The following is an 18,825-nucleotide window of genomic DNA, read 5'->3' on the forward strand; positions in this document are numbered from 1 at the left end:
AGGGTCAGTGGCCGAACAGGCTGCGGCGCAGCTTGTTCCACGGCCGTGGCGGTCCGCCGAATCGGTGGTGTCGGGCTGCGGGCAGCACCCCGGCGGGGTCGTCGTCAGTGCCGAGATTCGCCCACACGCCGTCGTGCAGAGATGGTGTGTGGATCGCGGCCACTACGGTGATCCCTGCGCGTTCGAGATGAGTGCGCACCGAGTCGGCGCCGAGGATGATCTGGCCGGCGCGAGCGGCACGCAGCGAGGCGACCGCAATGATCGTGACTGCGTCGTAGCTGTAAGCGGCTACGGTCAGTGCGACGCAGTCGAGGGCCTCGATCGGCTGGTGCACGACACCTTCGGCGGCACCGTCGCGCAGCAGCACCACAACGATCCCGTCGGATCGGGGCCGCGTGCCGCGGGCGGCGGCCAACGCGATCGACACGTGGGAGGGTTCACTGTCCAGGGCCATCCTCACCTCTCCGTCTGTCGGTGGGCGTGGCTGGCGCGGCGCCCCTGCCGCAGGGTTCGAGGGCGGAGGCGAAAAGCATTGTTGTGCAGTCGAGTCGGGGCTGGGACGACAGAGCGTGCGGGTTCACCTGCGGTGGGTACAAGGGTGCGGCGTCGTGGTCTGCGCGCGCCGATCACGGACATGGTCGCCGTCATGACGGCGAGCGCGGTGGCGATGATCTCGGCGATCAGTTGATGGCTCATCATGGCTGCCGGGCGTTCAGATCGGCCGACTGAGGATGGCGGCATCGAGGCGTTGCCGATCGCGTTCCATCCGGCGGGCTTGGTAGGCGATCGGGAGGTAGCGCACCCGTTCGGGAAGCAGTGCGACGCTGTGGCCGATCAGCCAGCCCAAGGCCCGCAGTTTGCGCTCGTCAGCTTGGGTCCATGTCAGGCCGAGCTTGCGGCGCGCGGCGGGCGGGAGGGTGCCGATGGTGCAGAAGATCAGCAGCGGACGCACCGGTGTCGTGACGATCCGCCACACCGGTCGCGCCCAGCCGCGCAGATGGTGAGGTGGGGCGATCGTTCCAATGACCGCGAGGTAGTCGTGTGCGGTGACGGTGTCGCGCAGGTGGGTGTCGATCTGTGTGTGAAACCATGCCTGCCACTGAGTGAAATCTTCGGGAATCTCCTTGGGCGCCACCAGCATGTTGCGCATGAGCAGCACCATCTCCCGGTAGAGCGCGTGCTTGTCGGCGAGGGTGAGCCGGTGCCGGGCGAAGTACTCGTTGCGGGCCAGGTAGGCATAGAAGTGGGCGTGCATCACCCAGGCCCACGCGGCGCTGGCCAGGGCGGTGTATCGCACACCGTCGTCATCGACGGTGTTGAGTCCGGCGTGCGCTTCGCGGAGTCGATCGGCCTCCGACAACGCCTGCTGCCCGCCGTAAATCCACACCATCACCGATGCCGCTGCCCGCAGCGCCCGCCCTGTGGGGTCGGTGTGGACGGTCGAGTACTGTTGCGCGACTGCGGAGAACGCAGGCTCCATGGTCTGCAGAACGAATCCTGTCCCCGCGGTTAGGAAGTGGGTGATCAGCCCGGTCTCTTCCCACATGTGCGAGCCGGGTCCGAAAGGGGCGCGGTCAGGCAGGGGCCGCGGCGGTGATGGTGGCGGTGTGGGCCCGAGCGAGGCTGTCATCTGCTCATCTCCTATTCGGATCCCGCAATTTGGTTGGTGGCGGTTGCTTGGCGGGGGCGCCTGGGTGGCCCGGCACGGCGCCTGTGCCGGGCCACTTACTGGGCGCTCGGCGTCATTCCGTAGACCGCTGGGTCAGTAGTGCTGCTCGGTGGAGGCCGGTTCAGGTCCCGCTGCCTGATCCCAGGTCGGATCAGGTGGCAGCGCGCCATTGCGATCGATGTTGTTCGGGTCGAACGGAGCCCACTGGGGCAGTGTGCAGCCAGTCAAGGGCACACAGTCCTCATGAAACGGGACTGAGCATCCGTTCCAGCACGGGTCTTCTGGACCTGCATTGGCCAGCCCCGCTCCGGCACTCGCAACTGCGGCGAATGCGATCGCCGCAGCGATCACTGCTTTCTTGATCATCGTGAGTGTTCTCCTGAATCACGGTCCCGCGGGTGGGCGGGACGGTTGTGCTGGTCGCGGGCTGCGACCAGGTCGTGGTCGCTTCCGATAGCTCGCTGAGCACCCGGTGTCGTGATTGCGGTGGGCACGAAGTCCGTCGACCCTGGTGTGCTGGGTTCGAGGTTCATCGGCACCGTCGCCGCTGAGGTGGCGACAGGTTTCCATCCGAATCTGCTTGGGTGAGCGGGCTGTTGGTCGCGGCAGCTCGGGTGTGCGCCTCACCCCGGTGCTCGAGGTCGGCCGACGCCGCGTGTGCAGCGGCCACGCCGCACCATCTCGGGGTTCTTCTGTTGGCGCTCCGGACAGTCGCCGGTCGGGCAGTTCCGCTCGACGGCAAGAGTTTCCGCCGGTGGCCCGTAGACGGCGGCGCGGTGTCCGCGGCGCGCCGGGCCAGTAGGTGCCGGGATGATAGTGGTGAACATCAGAGGTCCTCTGCAGCCGTGGATCGGCGTGGCGGGGTGATCGTCGGGTGGTGCAGCAGATAGGCGAGGCGGCCGATGTATCCGTCGCGGGGTTGCGCTGCAGGCGGACCGAGCCGACGCAGCTGATCCGCACTGCGCGTGTCGCCAGCCTGTTCGCTCCAGCTCAGCTGCGAGTAGTGCCACTGCTGAGCGGTGAGGTTGTTCAGGTCGATGCGCTGGCTCACGGCTGGGGCTCGTTTCCTTGTGGTGTCGCGGCGACGATGCTGGCGAGGAATCCGATGGCGGCGGGCATGCCGAGCACGCCGGCGCTGAGGTGTTCGGGAGCGGGCGTGAGGACGGTGGTGACCGGGGTGCCTTCGGCGCGCCAGCGCGACATCGTGGCGTCGAGGTTGGCTACTGGCAGCAATGGGTCTGTCGGTGAGTGCCATTCGAAGATTGCGGTCTGCGGTGCGTCGGCGAACTCGATGCTGTTGGCGCGCAGTATTTCTCGGGTGCGTGGCGCGAAGAAGAGGTCGAAGTTACTGCCGAAGTCGCCCACTGAGCGGCCGAGTCCGAGGGCAAGGATGTCGTTGACGCACGCGTTGGCCATCGCTGCCTGGAAGCGGACGCCTTCGGCAGTTAGGTAGTCCGAGATCGGAAGCTGGCGGCCGTATTCGCGTTCGAGGCCGAACGCCGAGGCAGCGGCCAATCCGAAGGCTGGGTGGCGGGCGTGGCCGATTGCTTCGGCCATCAGTTCCAGGTTCGCCGGTACTCCGCCGATGGCCGCGCCTGCGAGCCGCAGCTCGGGTGCGTAGCCGGGCGCCAGCGACGCCGCCCACGCAGCGGCCATGCCACCGCCGGAGTATCCGGCGATGGTGACTGGACTGTTCGCCGCTGCCAGCGGTGTGTGGCGTTGGGTGGCGCGGACGGAGTCCAGGGTGATCATGCCGCCCAGGCGCGCGGCGCCATAGGCCGAGCGTGGGCCGAGGTGGTCGGGCAGCACTACCGTCCAGCCCATGGCAAGGATCGCGTTCAACAGCGGCGCTTCGCGCAGGGCGACGTTGGGGTCTGGTGACCACAGCGCTTGGCTTGGGGCACAGCGCAAGCCGAGACTGTTGATGCTGTGGTCGTAGACCAGCACCGGGGCGTCGGGCCGGTGCTGCGGTGGTGAGAGCACGGTGGCGACGGCGGGGATGGGGCGGTCCAGTGAGTCGGTGGAGCGGAAAACCAGCTGGGTGACCTCGGCGAGCACTGCGAACGGCGGCGGCATCGGCCGTGATCGCAGCACATCTCCGGGTCGGCTGGTATCGAGATCTGCTGGGGCGGAGAAGAATTGGTCGGCAACTGGGATCGGCAGGGCGACCGGGGCGGCCTGAGTCAGGCCCTCGGCGGCGATCACGGTGGCACAGGTCAGGGCCGCGATGCTCAAGCCAAGGATTCGGTGCACGACGAAGTCACTCTCCGGGTTGGTTGAATTGGGTCCGCCAGCACGATTGGATGCGGCGTGGGATGCAGGCCTGGCCCGGTGCCCAGCCGTGGCGGCGGGTCACCGGCAGGTGTGCCGAAAGCTGTTGAAGCCGCCCGCGTTTCCGCCGGTCAGCTCGTGGTAGCCGGTCAGATGATGTGGAAGCTGCGCAGGATGCTGAGCACGCCGCCAACGATGTCGATGCCGCTGGCCAGGGCTGAGGATCCGGAGCTGAGGAGGTTGAGAACAGCTGCCATGGAGATGAGTTCCTTTCTGTGGGGTGCACGACGCGGACAGCGCGTGCGAGCCGACCAGTGATGAACGTGGTCGGCGGGCTAGGAGGCGAATCAACGAGGCAGGGGCCCCAGAAGCGAGCAGCGGCACTGGCGCTCGCTCCTGGGCGATGGTGGGTCGCACGCGGTTCGCGGCCCGCTGCCCGGTCGGCGAGGCCAGCGTCCTGCGGATATGCGTCAGCGACCGTTTTCACGGCAGAGTCCTGCCTCTCCGCTGAAAAACGGCCTGACGGTGCGAACACCGCCGCAGGCCGATTGAGGTGAATCCGATACAGTTCCGGCAGTTCACCGAGAATCCGGAAATGGCACATTGTTTCTGGTGACGGATTACACCATCTCCCCCGAGTGAGTGCCGGAACTGCAAACAAGCATTGTTTGGTGATCACCGATTGTCAATTACGAAGTCCCGCACATTCAGTCCAGTTATGCATTCTCTCCGGACAGGCCGTGACGGTTGGATTTGCCGCCGGACAGCCGGTGAACGTCACGAAACCTGCATGGACCGTGTGTGCGTCGAGATCATCGCATCGGACGGGATGTCCGGTCTGCTAGCTCGACCAGCAGACGTCTCTATTGAATTCCAGCTCCGCGCATTGCCTCCACATACCGGTTCATGTTTCACTTTCGGGCACCGGACCAATTCGCTGCAAGTGCGCGGTTCTCACATCCGGTCAGCACACGAGAAAGCTGGGGAATTCCTGATGAAGGCGAAGTCTGCCATGAAGGTGAAGTCTGTCGTTGTGGGGTCGCTTCTGGGGGCTGTGTTGTCGGCGTGGATGCCGACGGCAGCTCATGCGGAGCTGGTGACGTTCGCACCGCGGGAGCGGGTGATCACCACCGAGGACGGCTGGGATGTCACGTTGCGGCTCGAGCCCGAATGGACTCGCGTGGCGCCGATCAACTTGGCCGGGACGAGCCGGGAAGGTTTCGGGTCGTTGCGGGCGTCGGTGACTGTGGACGGCAAGGGTTCTCGGCTCAAAGGCGCCCAGGTGTCGGTCGGCTATGTGATCGGCTGCTTCGCCGATCTGAATTCGGTCACGGTCGGTTTTCAGGGCAGCATCGGTCCGCGGGCGAGTATCGAGCCCGGGTTTCCCTTGCCGCTGGTCCCTCGGGGTGAGATCGGCGCGACCGCCGGACCGAGCTTCTCGGCGTCGGTGTCACCCGGTCAGATCAAGGCATACCCGATGGCCCAGAAGACCCTCGAGGCCGCCGACACCGTCTTGCGGATTCGTGACACTCACGTGGCGGTGGATGGTTGCCTGGGCCCGGCTCAAGTGCTGCCGTATGCGAGCGTGTCCATCGACTCGCAGGCCGGCAAGGACGGCGTGACGGTCTACACCGACACATTCTTCATCTAGGTCGGGAGGACGTTGTGACCAAATGGTATCTGGGGCTGTTGGTTTCGGCGGGCGTGGTGTGCGGCGGATTGGCCGCTACTGCGGTATCCGCTTCCCCATCCCCCGGTTCTGTGGATGTCGCGCCGGTCGCCGAGTGGAGGGGCCTGCCGTCGCCGGACGGCGTGCGGCCACTGCCACTGCCGCCCCAGACGGGCGGGCCGACATCCACTGGCACGACCACCGCCCCACCAACAACCTCGGTGCCGCCGGGCGTGCCACGCGGTCCCGAACCGCCGGGCACGATGTCCACGCCTGCCTCGACGACCAAACGCCGCACCGCGGGGGCGGGTGGTGTGCTGCCCAGCCTGGCGCACGAGCCTGGCGGTCCTCAGATTCCGGAGGTCCCGTGGGCCCCTTGACAATCCGAGCCTCGCCACCCGGCCGCCGGTCGCTCGCCTGCTGCCGGGGTGGAGTCTGACTTTCCTGCAGACTGGTCAGCCGCTACAGTGCGTGGAACTGTCCGGGGGTGAGCGCCGCTTCGGCGAGGCGTTGCCGGGGATCGCGGTGAAGTGGAGGGAATGTGGCTGGAGACGTCTCCAAAAGACTCGGGTTGTACATGCGGGAGCGGCGTAAGACGGCGGGCTGGGACAGCCTCGATCGACTCGCCGAGAAGATGGAGGAGATCCGCAAGCTGAAGGAGAAGTCCCAGCCGCACATGGGGTGGGACGAGGTCACCGTCGGGGCCTCGAACCTAGCGAAACAAGAGAGCGGCCTTCGATGGCCGACACCTAAAATGCTCGCTTTGTGGTTCGAGGCCGTCGGAATTTCCTACTACTATCGCGATCAGATTCGCAAGCTCATGAGCCCCGAGCTGTGGCAGCTCGATTGGGGCGAGCTACCGACGATGCCGTCGGCAGATAACATGAAGGTGCTCCGAAGTTACGGGACGCCCGCCGCATATCTGAGTGAACCTATGTGGAATCTACTCGGCGCGAACGACCAGTTCCTCGAAATGTTCCCCGGACTCGACGTCGGTATGAATGTCGCAGAGTGGATGCTCAGCAGCGATTGGGCGCGCCTGCGGATTCATAATTGGCGCCTTCGCACCCACATCCTGATAGCCGCAGTAGCCAACATCGGTCGAGGCATCGTTCCCGACGAAGAACTCCAGAAATTCATCGACAACTGCTCGGAGTATCCCGAGTTCGATCACTTCTGGACGACCGATCCGCCCGAGCATTTGGTGCTGAACACCGATCTGATCATGAGAATGCCTGACAAGACCTATCGGCGGTATATCAGCGGTACCACTCATCTGTATCACCCGCCCACACTGTTCAGCGGTTACAGCCTTACCTACGACCCTGAGTTCGAATTCGCTGCGTGACAACCATATACGCAGTGTTGTGACGCCCGACACAGGGTTCCGGACAATCTGTCCGGAACCCTGTGGCCTCCGCACACCCCGTCCGCAGCCGTGCTGATATCGCACCAAATGTCCGGCGGTGACCCGTTGACGCGCCCGGCCGCAGCTTGAAACGCTGGAGTCCGGACAAGGTCGGATGCATCGAGCTGGAATCGGGATCCTCAATCCCACACCAAGTCTTCGTATCAACGCTGATACACGTCATCGACCGGGGATCGAACTGTGGGCACGACACCGGATGCATACCAGGCTGCCTGAGGCATCCGGACAGGAGGAACGATGGCGGACTTGGCACCTGAGAGGCTCGACTGGGAATGGGCGAAGAGGACCGGCGGAATAATGTCGCCAGACCAGCGAGACAGTTACGCCAGACATTTTTGGAGAGGCATCCCAGAGGCTGGGATAGATCTCTCGGCAGCCAAATCCCCGGGTTTTCCCAGAGGGAATGTCCGAACGGATCTCAACCCCCAGAAACTGCCCGCTACCGATTTGGCGCTCGCGGCGAAGTCAGCCGCCAAGTCGCTGCTGTCTGAATCCGTGCTCAATCACAGCTACCGCGTCTATTATTTAGCGAAAGCGATGGCGGCGAAATGGGACGTGCCGATCGACGACGAACTGGATGCACTGTTATTGACAGTGAGCCTGTTGCACGATCTGAACCTGCAGTCACCGACTCCTGGTCGGTGCTTCGCAGTGGAGGGCGGGTTTCGGGCGATGCAGATCGTACAGGAAGCGGGAGCGTCGGACGCGCTCGCTGAATATATCGGCGCATCGATCGGACTTCACATGAACATACATCGCAACGACTCCTATCGTCGAGGCCTGGCCGAGCCTGTGATGTTCGTTGCCTGGGGCGGCCTGGTGGATGTCTACGGGCAAATGAAGGTTCAGTTCGATCCGGGGTGGGTGACGGAGTTGTTGGACCCGAAGGACGGTTATCCGCGTCTGGGGTTCAAGGAGGTCGCGATCGAGGCGATGACCGCCGAAGCAGAGGCGGTCGAGGGCGGTCGTGTGCACTGGCTGGTGACGGGAGGCAACATCGCCAACTGGATTCGCGACGCCCCCTGGGATGAGTAGCCTCCTGGCATTTGACGATCGGCGTTGAGGAGCACGATCTCCTCAACGCCGATCGTCCTCTGACGATCGTCGTCACCGTCCTACAACCATCTGATCCCACCCCTATGCGCTATTTCTGCCTTGTACCGTCCGCCCTATACGCGCCCCCCGCCGTACGAATTGTGCGGTGTCATGCTCCGACCATGACCCCCAGTCCGATGGTCTGATTGCACCGGACAAGATGTACATCGCACCATGGAACGCTCACCGATAGTCCGTTGACCTGTCGATATCAGACACAATGTACCGTGCGCACCCATTGACGCCGATTGGTAGCGACCGGAAGCATAAAGGGCACAGGAATTTCAACGGGCGCTCGCAAGAAGTCGATTCGTGCCACACAGCCGGAATGTTTCGCGCCCTGCTCTATGCTTTTATGGACGGGATGACACATGGGTGTGCCAGCGGGTTTCGATTGGGAGTGGGCGAAATCCACCGGCGGGTCACTGTCACGACGAGGATTCCTGCAGCGGCTGCAGCTGATCATCATTATCGCCGCCCAGTTCCCGAGTCTGCTCCAGGACCGCAACGAAGTAGCCGCCGGTGTTCGCGGCACCGCCCGCCTCGAGGGCGGCGACACATTGTTCCCGACCACCGCAATGGCGCGGGAAGCCGAGGCACACGCACGTGAGGTGCTGAGCCCGGCCACGCTCGAACATTCGTATCGCACGTACCTTTTCGGTAAGGCACTGGCCAGATACGACCGCGCCGCCGTGGACGATGAGGCCGCGTTCATCGCGGCGATGTTGCACGACTGCGGCCTGGAGCAGCCCGTGACGGGACGCTGTTTCGCGGTCCGCGCCGCCGAGAGCGCCGAACGTCTGCTCACCGATTGGGGCGCGGCACCAGAACGCGTCATCGCGGTGCGCGACGGCATCGCTCAGCACATCACCGCAGGGGTCGAACGCGATCTGAGCGACATCGCTGGGCTGCTGTCCGCCGGCGCCAGCCTGGATCTGTTCGGGTTGCGGTGGTCGCACTGCGATCCGGACTGGATCTGCAAGGTCGTGGCCGATCATCCACGCCTCGACTTCAAAAACCAGGTCATCGGGCTCGTACGTGCCGAGGTCGCCGCGGTTCCCGACGGGCGGACAGCGCTGACCTACTCCATGGGTGATTGGGAAGCCACCGTGCGCAGCAGTCCCTTCGCCGAATAGGGCCACCTCTCCGACCCCGAAATACGAAAGGCTTCCCATGACGATTTTCGCTCCCGCCCTGTCGCCCCGCTTGGACCAGCCGCAGCCCAACGCCGAGACGGGCACCTCCGCCGCCCCCTCCGTCGCCGCGTTGCGCGGCGTGATCTTCGGTGAGGTGCACCATCAGCATCGGCTGGTCAGTGACGCGGTCACGGCGCTCGGTGACGTCCCCATCGACGGGCTCACCCACACCGCCGACGCGGCCCGCGGGCCGCAATTGCTGCGGGCCGCAATTGCAGGATTGGGCGGGTCGGCAGGTGTGCTGGCCGCCGACCCGCGGCTGCGTGGCATGTTCATCGGCAATGCCGCGGTCGCTGCGCCTCGGCTCCTGCGGGTGAGCAGCGGCCATTTCGATCTGGCCCTGGCGGGCATGATGCGGCTCGGCAACGGGTCGGCCTACCAAGCAGGGTTGCTCGCTCTGCTGGAGACCGGGACTGCCCTCGGGGTGCTGGCGCACACCGAACTCGGCGGCACCAACGGACCCGACGTGCAGACGACCGCCGAGTGGGATGCCCGAGAACAGTGCTGGCGATTGTCCACGCCCGGCATCTACGCGGCGAAATTCATGCCGAATGTGGCCATGGCGGGCGTGGGGGCGCAGCGGGTGACCGTGGTGACCGCGCGTGCGCTGGTCCAGGGCCGCGACGAAGGTGTGTTCGCCTTCGTCATGGCTCTGAGGTCCGAGCACGGCCTGGCCGAGGGCGTCGAGGTGGTGCCGCTGCCCGAGAAGGGTTGGGCGGCTATGGATCACGCCATGATCGCTTTCGATCATGTGCGCCTGCCCCGCGATGCGCTGTTGGCGGGTGAGTGGGCTCGGGTCAGCGAGGACAACCAGTTCGTGTGCGCGCTCAGCCGCCGACAGCGGTTCCACCGCACCATCGCGGCCTTGGCCGGTGGGCGGATCGACTTGGCCAACGCGACGGTCGCCACCGCCCGCACCGCGGTGGCGATGCTGGTCAACTACAGCGCGACACGGCGCCCGGTCGGCGGGATCAGGATGGCCGATCGGGATGCGGTGCAACAGGATCTGGCGACAGCGGTGTCCGCCGTGTACGCCATGTCTGCTCTGGGCGCGGTGATTGTCGAGCAGATGGCCGCCGACACCGACCCGGACCAGCCGAGCGGGGTGTGGGCGCTGGTGGGCAAACCGCTGCTGTCGACCACAGCTCATCGGGTCCTGCACGTCTGCCGCCAGCGTGGCGGCGCTCAAGCGGCGCTGAGGGTCAACTATGTGGTGGATTGGCTGGGCAACGCCGAAGGTGTCCTGACCGCCGAGGGGGAAACACAGGTCCTGCAGGTGGCGGCGGGTCGATTACCGCGCCAGGTGGCCCTCGGTCGCGCACCCGACACCATGGACATCTCGACGCTGCAGGTGCCCGGTGCGCCCGCCGACCGGTGCTGGTGGGATCAGCTGCTGGTGCAGCGGGAGCAGGCGCTGGCCGGTGACGCCCGCGACGGGATCATCGACGGCGCCGCGGTGCTAGGGCCGGACTCGCACGCGATCGAGGTGGCCACAGCCACCGCGCAGCGCCTCGCGGTCGATGCCCTGCGCGCGGCCGCGGCCCGGCTCACCAACCCGCTCGCACACGATCTGATCACCACCATCGCCGATCTCTATGCTTGCGAACGAATCTGGGAACATGCTGGCTGGTACACCGCCCACGGGTCGTGGACCGGTCAACACGCGGCCGAAGTCGCGCACCAGCTGTCGCGGCTTCGCAGAGTCATCGCCGCCGAGCTGCCCCTGCTCGTCTCCGCATTCGATGTGCCACCGTTGCCTGCCCCGATGCTGTCGAGGAACTACCTGGATTGGTGGCGCACCTACGCCGGATGGGACGACCGGTTCCCGGCCGCCGCTGATGCCGTGGCCACGCCGCGGTGAGCTCGCTGGATCCGACCTCGTTGAAGGTAGTGGTGGTCGGCGCCGGGTTCGGCGGCCTCGGGATCGGGGTGGCGCTGAAGAACGCCGGCATCCACCGGTTCATGATCCTGGAATCCGGCAACGACGTGGGCGGGGTGTGGCGCGACAACACCTATCCCGGCTGCACCTGCGATGTGCCCTCGCATCTGTATTCGTTCCACTTCGCCCCCTGGAGCGATCCCGTCATCCGCTATCCCGAGCAGCGCCAAATCCTCGACTATCTGCGGTCGGTGACCGATCGGTTTGTGCTGGGCCAGCACCTGCAGCTCAACGCCCGCGTCCTGGCTGCCACCTACAGCGACGGCGACGGGCGCTGGACCATCGACACCGACGACGGCCGAACATATCGCGCCGAATCACTGATCTGGGCCGTCGGACAACTGCACAACCCTCACCTACCCGACATCGCGGGCCGCACGGGCTTCACCGGACCGGCGTTTCATTCCGCGCGCTGGGATCACAGCGCCGTGTTGGCCGACAGGGAGGTGGCGATCGTGGGCACCGGCTCGAGTGCGGCGCAGATCGTGCCACACCTGGCTCGGACCGCCCGTCACGTACGGGTTTTCCAGCGCAGCCCCGCGTGGGTGCTGCCCAAACCCGCGCCACGGTTCGGGCCGGTGACCCGTGCGGCGTTGGCCCGGGTTCCGGCATTGCATCCGCTCTATCGCGCGGCGCTTTACCAGGGCACGGATCTGCTACTGCCGTCGATCATGATCGGCGGCTGGTCGGCACGGCCAGCGCGGTGGGCAGCGCACGCGCACCTGTGGTGCAAGGTCCGTGACCCGCAGTTGCGTTCGCGTCTGACCCCGCGCTACCGCATCGGCGAGAAAAGGATCGTGCTCGACAACGATTTCTATCCGGCGATGACCCGTCCGAACGTGGAGCTCGTCACCACCCCGATCGACCATGTCACCGCGGGCGGGATCACGACTGTCGACGGCGTCCACCACAGCGTCGATGCGATCGTGTGGGCAACCGGGTTCACCGCATCACAGTTTCTCGCCGGGATCAGTGTCCGCGGCCGCGGAGGCATGGAGCTGGCCGAGCAGTGGGCCGACGCCGCCACTGCATACATGGGTTTGGCCGTTCCGGGTTTTCCGTCGATGTGGCTGGTGGCGGGGCCGAATTCGTTCACCCCGGCCGGTTCGAATCCGTCGCTCAAGGCTTTCCAAACCCGCTACATCATTGCGGGAATCCATCTGAGCGAACGCCTCGGCGCCCCGATCGAGGTAAGCCCGGAGGCGATGGCCCGGTACCAGAGATGGCTGCGCGCAGCGATCGCGCGCACCGTGTGGCCGACGGGCACGCACAGCTGGTTCAAGAACTCCACCGGAGTTGTCACCAACCCGTGGCCGTTGTCGAGCAAGGCTTTCGACCGCGCAACCCGAACCGATCCCGCGCCCGCGTTCATCCCGGTCGAAGCGACCGCGAAATCCCGTGTGCTGTAGCGCGACTCGCATGCCAGGCGCCCAGCCGGTATCGGCACTGCGATCACCTGGTGGGTCGCTGAAGACAGTCGACTCACCGTAACCGGCACGTCCAGGCCAACCCGTCACCAGGTGAGTGTGACGTCCCCCATTTCGCGCCGCGACCTCTCGATCAGGGGCGGCACTTACGCCACTTGCTGCACCTGTATTGGCGAAACCTGCTGGTGGAGAACCTCGTTGCGACGGTGACACCGACAGCGAACGTTCCCGAGAGCTCGGTACCAGGCCATGGAGACCCTGAGCACTCGCCTGAGAAAGAGGCGACCCCGATGACCAGAAGATCCCGCTGGCCAGTGGCCGATGGGTTGCCCACTCAACGGCCATCGCGCGCTGCGATCAGCGACGCCGCGATCGTCGGCTGGCACCGATGAACACAAGCAGCAGCGATGAGCAGTGGCGACGGCTGGCGCTGTGCGCGCAAACCGATCCCGAAGTGTTCTTCCCCGAATTGGGCGGGTCGGCGGTGTCGGCGAAGAAAGTCTGCGCGCGCTGCGAGGTCCGCGCTAAATGCCTTGCCGATGCCCTCAACAACGGTGAGAGCTACGGGATTTGGGGCGGCATGTCCGACAACGAGAGAACCCGCCTCAAACGGAAGTGGACACGGAAACACGGCCGGGGCACCACCAACCCACCAGACCGAGCCGATACCGCAGTCACCGCACCCGCCAACCAGACAGCGTCGTAACGCTGGCCGATGTCATGCACACAGCAGCGTGGTGGAGAACCTGCCAGTGATGCTGCCTCACGCGACGTATCACTGCTGGGAGGACATCGGATCCGATGACAGCCACCTACCACCGCACCGTGCTCTTCGGCGTCGCTACCGTGACCGGCTTGGCGCTCACCATCACCGGCTGCACCGGCCGTGCCCCGTCCTTCGGCTCACCCCGCGACCCGATTCCCTCAGCCGCGATCGGCTCCCCCACAGTGCCACAACCGGTCGATCTCGCCGCCGCGGTGGATCTGGCTCAACGATTCAGCGCCGCCTATGGAACGTTCTCCCCGGTCAACCCCACCGCTGTCCCCGGGCGGGCGTGGATCGAATCGTGGCAGCCGCTGGCGGTCGACCTCGTCGCAGAACAGGCCGCCGCAACCTTCGATCAGCTGTGGGGTTGGACGTGGGACCAGCAAACCCAGTGCCACGACGTCACCGTGACCGGCCCCGTCACCACCGCGCCCACCAGCTTCGGCACCGTCATCGTCCGAATTCCAGCCAAACGGTATGTCCTGCGGCTGAGTGCCCATGCCGACGAAGGCACCTGGCAACCGGTCACCTTTACAGTGACCGTCGGACCACGCAGTGCCGCATCACCTTCCGGCTCGGGGCTGGCGGTCTACCTGGCCACCATGACCACCAACTGACCCGGACCTCCGAACGATGTGGATGATCGCCGGAAAAGTCGCGCTCGATGCCGCCAGCGCGGTGACCGGACGTCGTAAACGCACCCTGATCACCGTCGCGGCGCTGGCGGTCGCAACCGGTGGCGGCGGGGTCGCGCTGCTGATCATGACCTTGATCATCGCGATGCTCGGCGCGGTCGGCGGTAGCTCGATCGCGGCAGCAGCCACCGCCTGCGGCATCAGCCGACCGCCGCTCACCGCTTCTACCCCAGCGCCGGCGCTGACCGGCGTCAAACCGGGGTCGCTGGTCGTTCCGTTGGCGGCAGGCACCTACACCGTGAGCTCGCCGTTCGGGATGCGGTGGGGTGAAGTGCACGACGGCCAGGATTTCGCCGCAGCGCTGGGCACCCCGATCTACGCGGCCGCCGACGGCGATGTCGTCGCCGCTGGCCCCGCCGACGGGTACGGCAACTGGATCCGCCTGCGCCACGTCATCGACGGGCAAACCACCATCGAAACTCTCTACGGGCACATGAAATCCGGGCCCGACGATCTGCGTGTCCGAGTCGGAGACCGGGTGCATGCCGGACAACAGATCGCCCAGGTCGGCCACGAAGGCAACTCCACCGGACCACACCTGCATCTCGGTGTCTACATTGGACAATGGCAACCAGGCCGCGGCGTGGACCCCGCGCCGTGGCTCCAACAACAAGCCACCACCAGCCCCGCACCCAACTCGAGCAACAACCCCACAGCGCCCCCGGCCGCCACACCCGCGCTGACGCCCGCGACGAATCTTTTGGCTTGCACGTCGTCGCAGGGTCAGCTCAAACCTGGCACCGTCCCCTCGCAATATCTCGACGCGGTCCTCGCCGCAGGACGGGTCTGCGGCGAGGTCATCGCCCCACTGATCGCCGCTCAAATCGAGCAGGAATCCGACTGGCGAACCGACGTCGTCAGCGAAGGCGACGGCGTCAACCAAGGCGGGGCGAAAGGGATGGCCCAGTTCCTCGACGGAACCTGGCAGAAATACGGCACCGACTCCGGGCTCGACCACAACGGTCAACCAACCGGCCCCGACACTCCCGATCCCTTCAACCCCTACGACGCCATCGCTTCCCAAGCCCGCTACGACTGCCACATCGCCGAGGTCCTGCGCCCCGCCATCGCTGCCGGACAGGTCAAAGGCGACCTCATCGACCTGATCCTGGCCGGCTACAACGCCGGTGAAAACGCCGTCCTCACCTACGGTCGAATCCCCCCGTTCCCCCAAACCCAGAAATACGTCCCCGACATCCGCGACCGCATGGCCCGCTACACCGACCTCACCGCCTCGACCGCACCCACCGGGCCCGCGCCCGCGTTCACCGTGCCCGGTTCACCCTTCGCGCAAGCACTCATCGCGGCCGCCAGCACACAGATCGGGCTGCCGTATGTGTGGGGCGGCGGCAACAGCAGCGGCCCCACCGCCGGTGCCGGAGAAACCGGTGAGATCGGGTTCGACTGCTCCGGATTGATCCTCTACGCCGTCGCCCAGGCCTCCCACGGAACGATCACTCTCCCCCACCTGACCAATGAGCAGGTCAAATACGGAAGACCTGTCACCGGCGATGCCATCGCCCCTGGTGATGTGGTGTTCACCAACGCAACCGGCCATGTCGGGATCTGGCTCGGCAGCGGCCAGATCCTCGACGCCTACGACCGCGGCACCCCCGTCGCGATCCGGCCATTCGACCTCCGACGCGCCGAAGACATCCGAAGGTACGGATAGCCATGCCACGCCACCTCCTCACGATCCTGGCCGGAGTCACCGCCGCGCTGATCACAACCGGCTGCAGCAGCACCCCGCAACCAGCTGCGCCGTCGACCACACGCACCGACCAACCGACCACCGCACCAGCCAGACTGCTCCCCCTGGACCTTGCGACCGTCGATACCAGCAGCGCTGACGCCGTCGCGCTCGCCGTCGCCACCACGGCCTACACCCTGCAGCCCGGCCTCGACAGCGATCCCAACGACGGGATGAAACGCGCCTCGGCGCTACTCGACCAGAGGCTCACCAACGCCCTCAACGCCTACCGACCTGCCAGCAGCGCCGGAGCTGAGTGGAGCACCTGGACCAGACAGCACGCCTACATCACCGCCACCGCAGCGCTGAGTACCCAAACCCGTCCCCCAGACGGCCACACCGCGTTGCGCTACCTCACGATCACCCAGACCGTGCACCTCAACCGGCAGATCACCACCAAACCAGCGATCATTGTGCTGATCACCCTCGCTCGGACCCCGGCCGGGTGGCGCGTGACGCACCTGACCCAATTATGAGACCGGGTGGCGCCGAGCCCATTCGAACGGCCCTGCCATGTCGCACCAGCGTGGTTATCTACCAGCCATGACCACCGTCAACTGGGAGCGGCTGCCCGGGGAGACCGTCGAGGAATTCGTCGCAGCGCTACTGCTGCTGGCCAACCCCCGCGGCACCATCATCACACCGTCGCGCGGTGACCGCGGCGTCGACATCCGCCTTCCCACCGACGACGGACGATTCGACATCTATCAAGTCAAACGCTTCACCAGACCCCTCACCAGCAAACAAGCCACAAGCATCGAAGGATCGTGGCGACGATTCCTCGACGCCACCGCGCCGATCCTGCCCGTCCGATCCTGGACCCTGGTCACCCCCTGGAACCCCTCCAACGAACGCCTCGAATGGCTCGACAACCTCACCAAAGGGTCCGGACTCGACACCGTCAACTGGCTCGGCCGCACCAACCTCGACACCCTCGCAGCCGACCACCCCCAGCTGATCGACTACTACTTCGGCGACGGCCGTACCCGCACTGAAGATCTCATGTCGCAGGCGCTGCTCGCAGGCCGCGAGCTACCCGCCCTGCACGGTGAGCAACTGCTCGACGCCATCACCCACCGCCAACGAGCACTCACCACCCTGCTCGACACCGTCGACCCCTTCTACCACTACACCTTCCAGATCCGACCGGGACACCTCGGCGACCCCGCCGAAGCAGTAGCAGATCTCGAAAGAGCCACCAGCGCAGGCCAACACACAGAATCCCTGGTCGTGTACGCCAATATCGACCACAACCACGTCGGGGTGATGCGCCTGTATCCCCGATGCGCCGAGTCCTACCGACTGCGCCCCATCTCGACCACGATGGTGCTGACACCGCGACCAGGGTCTGCCGCCCACACCACCCTGGACCGATTCCTCACCTACGGCGCACCTTTCGACACACCCGTACCCGCGCGAATCACCCACGCCGAAGGACCCGCTGGAGCGGCACCGCCGCTGCGGGAAGCCCTTGTGCTGATGGGGGCAGCGGCAAACAAATCTCAACGAGACCTCGAGCTACGAATCATGCCCGCCGGACCAGCGATAGACCTCGTCGCTGTGGAGCAAACTCGCGGTGTCAACAACCAAGGGTTCCGGATCGTAGGCACCGACCGCGCCGGCGCGATCGGCATCGAATTCCTGCTCGGCGCCGAAGGCCGACCCGACCAACTCACCCTCTCCCCCCATGACGTCGGCGGCCAACCGGCACGCATCGCCTTACCTACCCTGCGGTTCGTCGAACAGCTCTTCAGCGGCACCACGGTCACCCTGGCTATCGCCAGCGGGCCAACGCTGGCCTCACCGTGGCCAATCGAACACAACGAACCGATGGTGACCAAAGCACACCAGTGGGCGAACCTGGCGCAGGCGTTGGTCGAACTCCAACAGCACACCTACCTCTCCCTGAGCATGCCCCAGCGGCTCAGCGCACCGCAGTACGACCAAATCCTCACTGCCGCACAAGTTATCCGCGGCGAGATCGTCGAAGGCACCTGGACAGGCATCGACCTGCATCTCACCGACCCCGCTGCCGTAACAGACCCCCACGACGAGTTCTCGGTCATGCTGATCACGCCACTGACCATCGAGTACGACGGACAACGAATTCCGTTCCCGCAGCGGATACTCACCCACATCCCCACCGCACGCTTCTGCGATCCGAACACGATCAGCACAGCCCAACATGGTGACATCCGCAGGCTTATCCCCGGATCCGATCCGCACGCCACCGTTCGGCTCGCCCCATCCACCACATCAGCCCGCGACGAATCAGTCCAAACATCAACGCCCACAAACCAATAGCATCGAACCCGCCCGTGCGGCGGGCCGCCGCACGCTCCACCTAGTTCGCGTTCCGACCGTTCGATCCCTGCCCCTCGGTGGGGACCGCCCGATACACACCGATCCGATTGCTGCGAATCGGATCCAACCGCGTCCGGACCCGCACAATCCGGCCCTGCCGGACCGCGAGCGCCAACGCGGCCCGAACATCGCGTGGATCCAACACAAACGGAAAGTCGAACGAATCGAACTCACATCCCGATTCGACCAGCACCGTCAGCCTCTCTAGCGCGAGCGGATCCCCACCACCCATCCCTGCCCGCTCACGCCGCTTCACCAACGCCGCCTCACTGATCCTCAACAAGTAGGCGATCCGCACATCCGGCATCTGAAACGACTTGAGCCACAAGTACTCAGCCGCGAACTCCTCACCCGCCGACATCACACCTCCTCCACCCTCGACCGGATCGCAATCGCCAAAGCCGCCCACCGGGCCAACCAATCGGCTCATCAACCACCGTCATCACGACCACCCGAACCCCCATGGACTCGTCAGCAAACCAGCCCTCCGAAGCAGATTCGCACCAATCCTGACCGCCTCCCTCTCCAGCCCCGACCGCACCCAGTTCACGAAAC

17 protein-coding genes are annotated in these 18,825 nt (G+C 65.6%); 11 read left to right on the forward strand and 6 right to left on the reverse strand.

Going from position 1 to position 18,825, the window contains the following annotated elements:
- Window positions 1–4: 4 nt before the first annotated feature.
- The 5 genes from ACIG5A_RS23000 to ACIG5A_RS23020 all read right to left on the reverse strand — a co-directional run bounded on the left by ACIG5A_RS23000 (window position 5) and on the right by ACIG5A_RS23020 (window position 3,904).
- On the reverse strand, window positions 5–454 hold the full coding sequence (locus ACIG5A_RS23000; RefSeq protein WP_397243173.1) for a hypothetical protein: 450 nt from the start codon (window positions 452–454) through the stop codon (window positions 5–7).
- 258 nt (window positions 455–712) lie between these two features.
- Window positions 713–1,546, reverse strand: coding sequence for an oxygenase MpaB family protein (locus ACIG5A_RS23005; RefSeq protein ID WP_397243175.1), 834 nt, complete (start codon window positions 1,544–1,546; stop codon window positions 713–715).
- 216 nt (window positions 1,547–1,762) lie between these two features.
- A complete protein-coding gene (locus ACIG5A_RS23010; protein WP_397243177.1) occupies window positions 1,763–2,035 on the reverse strand; it encodes a hypothetical protein in 273 nt (90 codons plus the stop codon).
- A 460-nt stretch (window positions 2,036–2,495) separates the two neighbouring features.
- Window positions 2,496–2,720 (reverse strand): hypothetical protein, encoded by a 225-nt coding sequence (locus ACIG5A_RS23015; RefSeq protein WP_397243179.1) that lies wholly within the window; start codon window positions 2,718–2,720, stop codon window positions 2,496–2,498.
- Entirely contained in the window at window positions 2,717–3,904 is a 1,188-nt protein-coding gene (locus ACIG5A_RS23020) for a lipase family protein (RefSeq protein ID WP_397243181.1), read from the reverse strand. Before ACIG5A_RS23020 ends, ACIG5A_RS23015 begins: the two co-directional genes overlap by 4 nt.
- Before the next feature lie 835 nt (window positions 3,905–4,739).
- Between ACIG5A_RS23020 and ACIG5A_RS23025 the strand changes: the two genes are divergently transcribed.
- From ACIG5A_RS23025 to ACIG5A_RS23075, 11 genes are all read left to right on the forward strand, one after another.
- A complete protein-coding gene (locus ACIG5A_RS23025) occupies window positions 4,740–5,591 on the forward strand; it encodes an MspA family porin (protein ID WP_397243183.1) in 852 nt (283 codons plus the stop codon).
- Window positions 5,592–6,150: 559 nt separating this feature from the next.
- Window positions 6,151–6,957, forward strand: a complete 807-nt coding sequence (locus ACIG5A_RS23030; RefSeq protein WP_397243185.1) for a hypothetical protein — start codon at window positions 6,151–6,153, stop codon at window positions 6,955–6,957.
- A 528-nt stretch (window positions 6,958–7,485) separates the two neighbouring features.
- On the forward strand, window positions 7,486–8,073 hold the full coding sequence (locus tag ACIG5A_RS23035) for a phosphohydrolase (protein WP_397243187.1): 588 nt from the start codon (window positions 7,486–7,488) through the stop codon (window positions 8,071–8,073).
- 431 nt (window positions 8,074–8,504) lie between these two features.
- Entirely contained in the window at window positions 8,505–9,269 is a 765-nt protein-coding gene (locus ACIG5A_RS23040) for a phosphohydrolase (RefSeq protein WP_397243189.1), read from the forward strand.
- Window positions 9,270–9,306: 37 nt separating this feature from the next.
- Window positions 9,307–11,190 (forward strand): acyl-CoA dehydrogenase family protein, encoded by a 1,884-nt coding sequence (locus ACIG5A_RS23045; RefSeq protein ID WP_397243191.1) that lies wholly within the window; start codon window positions 9,307–9,309, stop codon window positions 11,188–11,190.
- Window positions 11,187–12,677 carry a flavin-containing monooxygenase gene (locus ACIG5A_RS23050; protein WP_397243193.1) on the forward strand — a complete coding sequence of 497 codons (1,491 nt, stop codon included), beginning with the start codon at window positions 11,187–11,189 and terminating at the stop codon, window positions 12,675–12,677. The genes ACIG5A_RS23045 and ACIG5A_RS23050 overlap by 4 nt, the downstream gene beginning before the upstream one ends.
- A gap of 406 nt (window positions 12,678–13,083) precedes the next feature.
- A complete protein-coding gene (locus ACIG5A_RS23055) occupies window positions 13,084–13,401 on the forward strand; it encodes a WhiB family transcriptional regulator (RefSeq protein ID WP_397243195.1) in 318 nt (105 codons plus the stop codon).
- 95 nt (window positions 13,402–13,496) lie between these two features.
- Window positions 13,497–14,078, forward strand: coding sequence for a hypothetical protein (locus ACIG5A_RS23060; RefSeq protein ID WP_397243197.1), 582 nt, complete (start codon window positions 13,497–13,499; stop codon window positions 14,076–14,078).
- A gap of 22 nt (window positions 14,079–14,100) precedes the next feature.
- On the forward strand, window positions 14,101–15,828 hold the full coding sequence (locus tag ACIG5A_RS23065) for a peptidoglycan DD-metalloendopeptidase family protein (RefSeq protein ID WP_397243199.1): 1,728 nt from the start codon (window positions 14,101–14,103) through the stop codon (window positions 15,826–15,828).
- A 2-nt stretch (window positions 15,829–15,830) separates the two neighbouring features.
- Complete coding sequence (locus tag ACIG5A_RS23070) at window positions 15,831–16,382, forward strand: hypothetical protein (RefSeq protein WP_397243201.1); 552 nt, start codon at window positions 15,831–15,833, stop codon at window positions 16,380–16,382.
- A gap of 67 nt (window positions 16,383–16,449) precedes the next feature.
- Window positions 16,450–18,210, forward strand: a complete 1,761-nt coding sequence (locus ACIG5A_RS23075; RefSeq protein ID WP_397243203.1) for a hypothetical protein — start codon at window positions 16,450–16,452, stop codon at window positions 18,208–18,210.
- A 40-nt stretch (window positions 18,211–18,250) separates the two neighbouring features.
- Here ACIG5A_RS23075 and ACIG5A_RS23080 read toward each other — a convergent pair whose 3' ends face one another.
- Entirely contained in the window at window positions 18,251–18,700 is a 450-nt protein-coding gene (locus ACIG5A_RS23080) for a hypothetical protein (RefSeq protein WP_397243205.1), read from the reverse strand.
- Between the last annotated feature and the right edge of the window lie 125 nt (window positions 18,701–18,825).

It is taken from the genome of Nocardia sp. NPDC052566, from assembly GCF_044547285.1.
Classification (GTDB): Bacteria; Actinomycetota; Actinomycetes; order Mycobacteriales; family Mycobacteriaceae; genus Nocardia.

Excerpts from the sequence above, each read along its gene's own strand:
- ACIG5A_RS23075 (WP_397243203.1), top strand. The coding sequence starts at position 16,450 with ATGACCACCGTCAACTGGGAGCGGCTGCCCGGGGAGACCGTCGAGGAA.
- ACIG5A_RS23055 (WP_397243195.1), top strand. The coding sequence starts at position 13,084 with ATGAACACAAGCAGCAGCGATGAGCAGTGGCGACGGCTGGCGCTGTGC.
- ACIG5A_RS23005 (WP_397243175.1), bottom strand. The coding sequence starts at position 1,546 with ATGTGGGAAGAGACCGGGCTGATCACCCACTTCCTAACCGCGGGGACA.
- ACIG5A_RS23010 (WP_397243177.1), bottom strand. The coding sequence starts at position 2,035 with ATGATCAAGAAAGCAGTGATCGCTGCGGCGATCGCATTCGCCGCAGTT.
- ACIG5A_RS23065 (WP_397243199.1), top strand. The coding sequence starts at position 14,101 with ATGATCGCCGGAAAAGTCGCGCTCGATGCCGCCAGCGCGGTGACCGGA.
- ACIG5A_RS23080 (WP_397243205.1), bottom strand. The coding sequence starts at position 18,700 with ATGAGCCGATTGGTTGGCCCGGTGGGCGGCTTTGGCGATTGCGATCCG.
- ACIG5A_RS23070 (WP_397243201.1), top strand. The coding sequence starts at position 15,831 with ATGCCACGCCACCTCCTCACGATCCTGGCCGGAGTCACCGCCGCGCTG.
- ACIG5A_RS23000 (WP_397243173.1), bottom strand. The coding sequence starts at position 454 with ATGGCCCTGGACAGTGAACCCTCCCACGTGTCGATCGCGTTGGCCGCC.
- ACIG5A_RS23060 (WP_397243197.1), top strand. The coding sequence starts at position 13,497 with ATGACAGCCACCTACCACCGCACCGTGCTCTTCGGCGTCGCTACCGTG.
- ACIG5A_RS23045 (WP_397243191.1), top strand. The coding sequence starts at position 9,307 with ATGACGATTTTCGCTCCCGCCCTGTCGCCCCGCTTGGACCAGCCGCAG.
- ACIG5A_RS23040 (WP_397243189.1), top strand. The coding sequence starts at position 8,505 with ATGGGTGTGCCAGCGGGTTTCGATTGGGAGTGGGCGAAATCCACCGGC.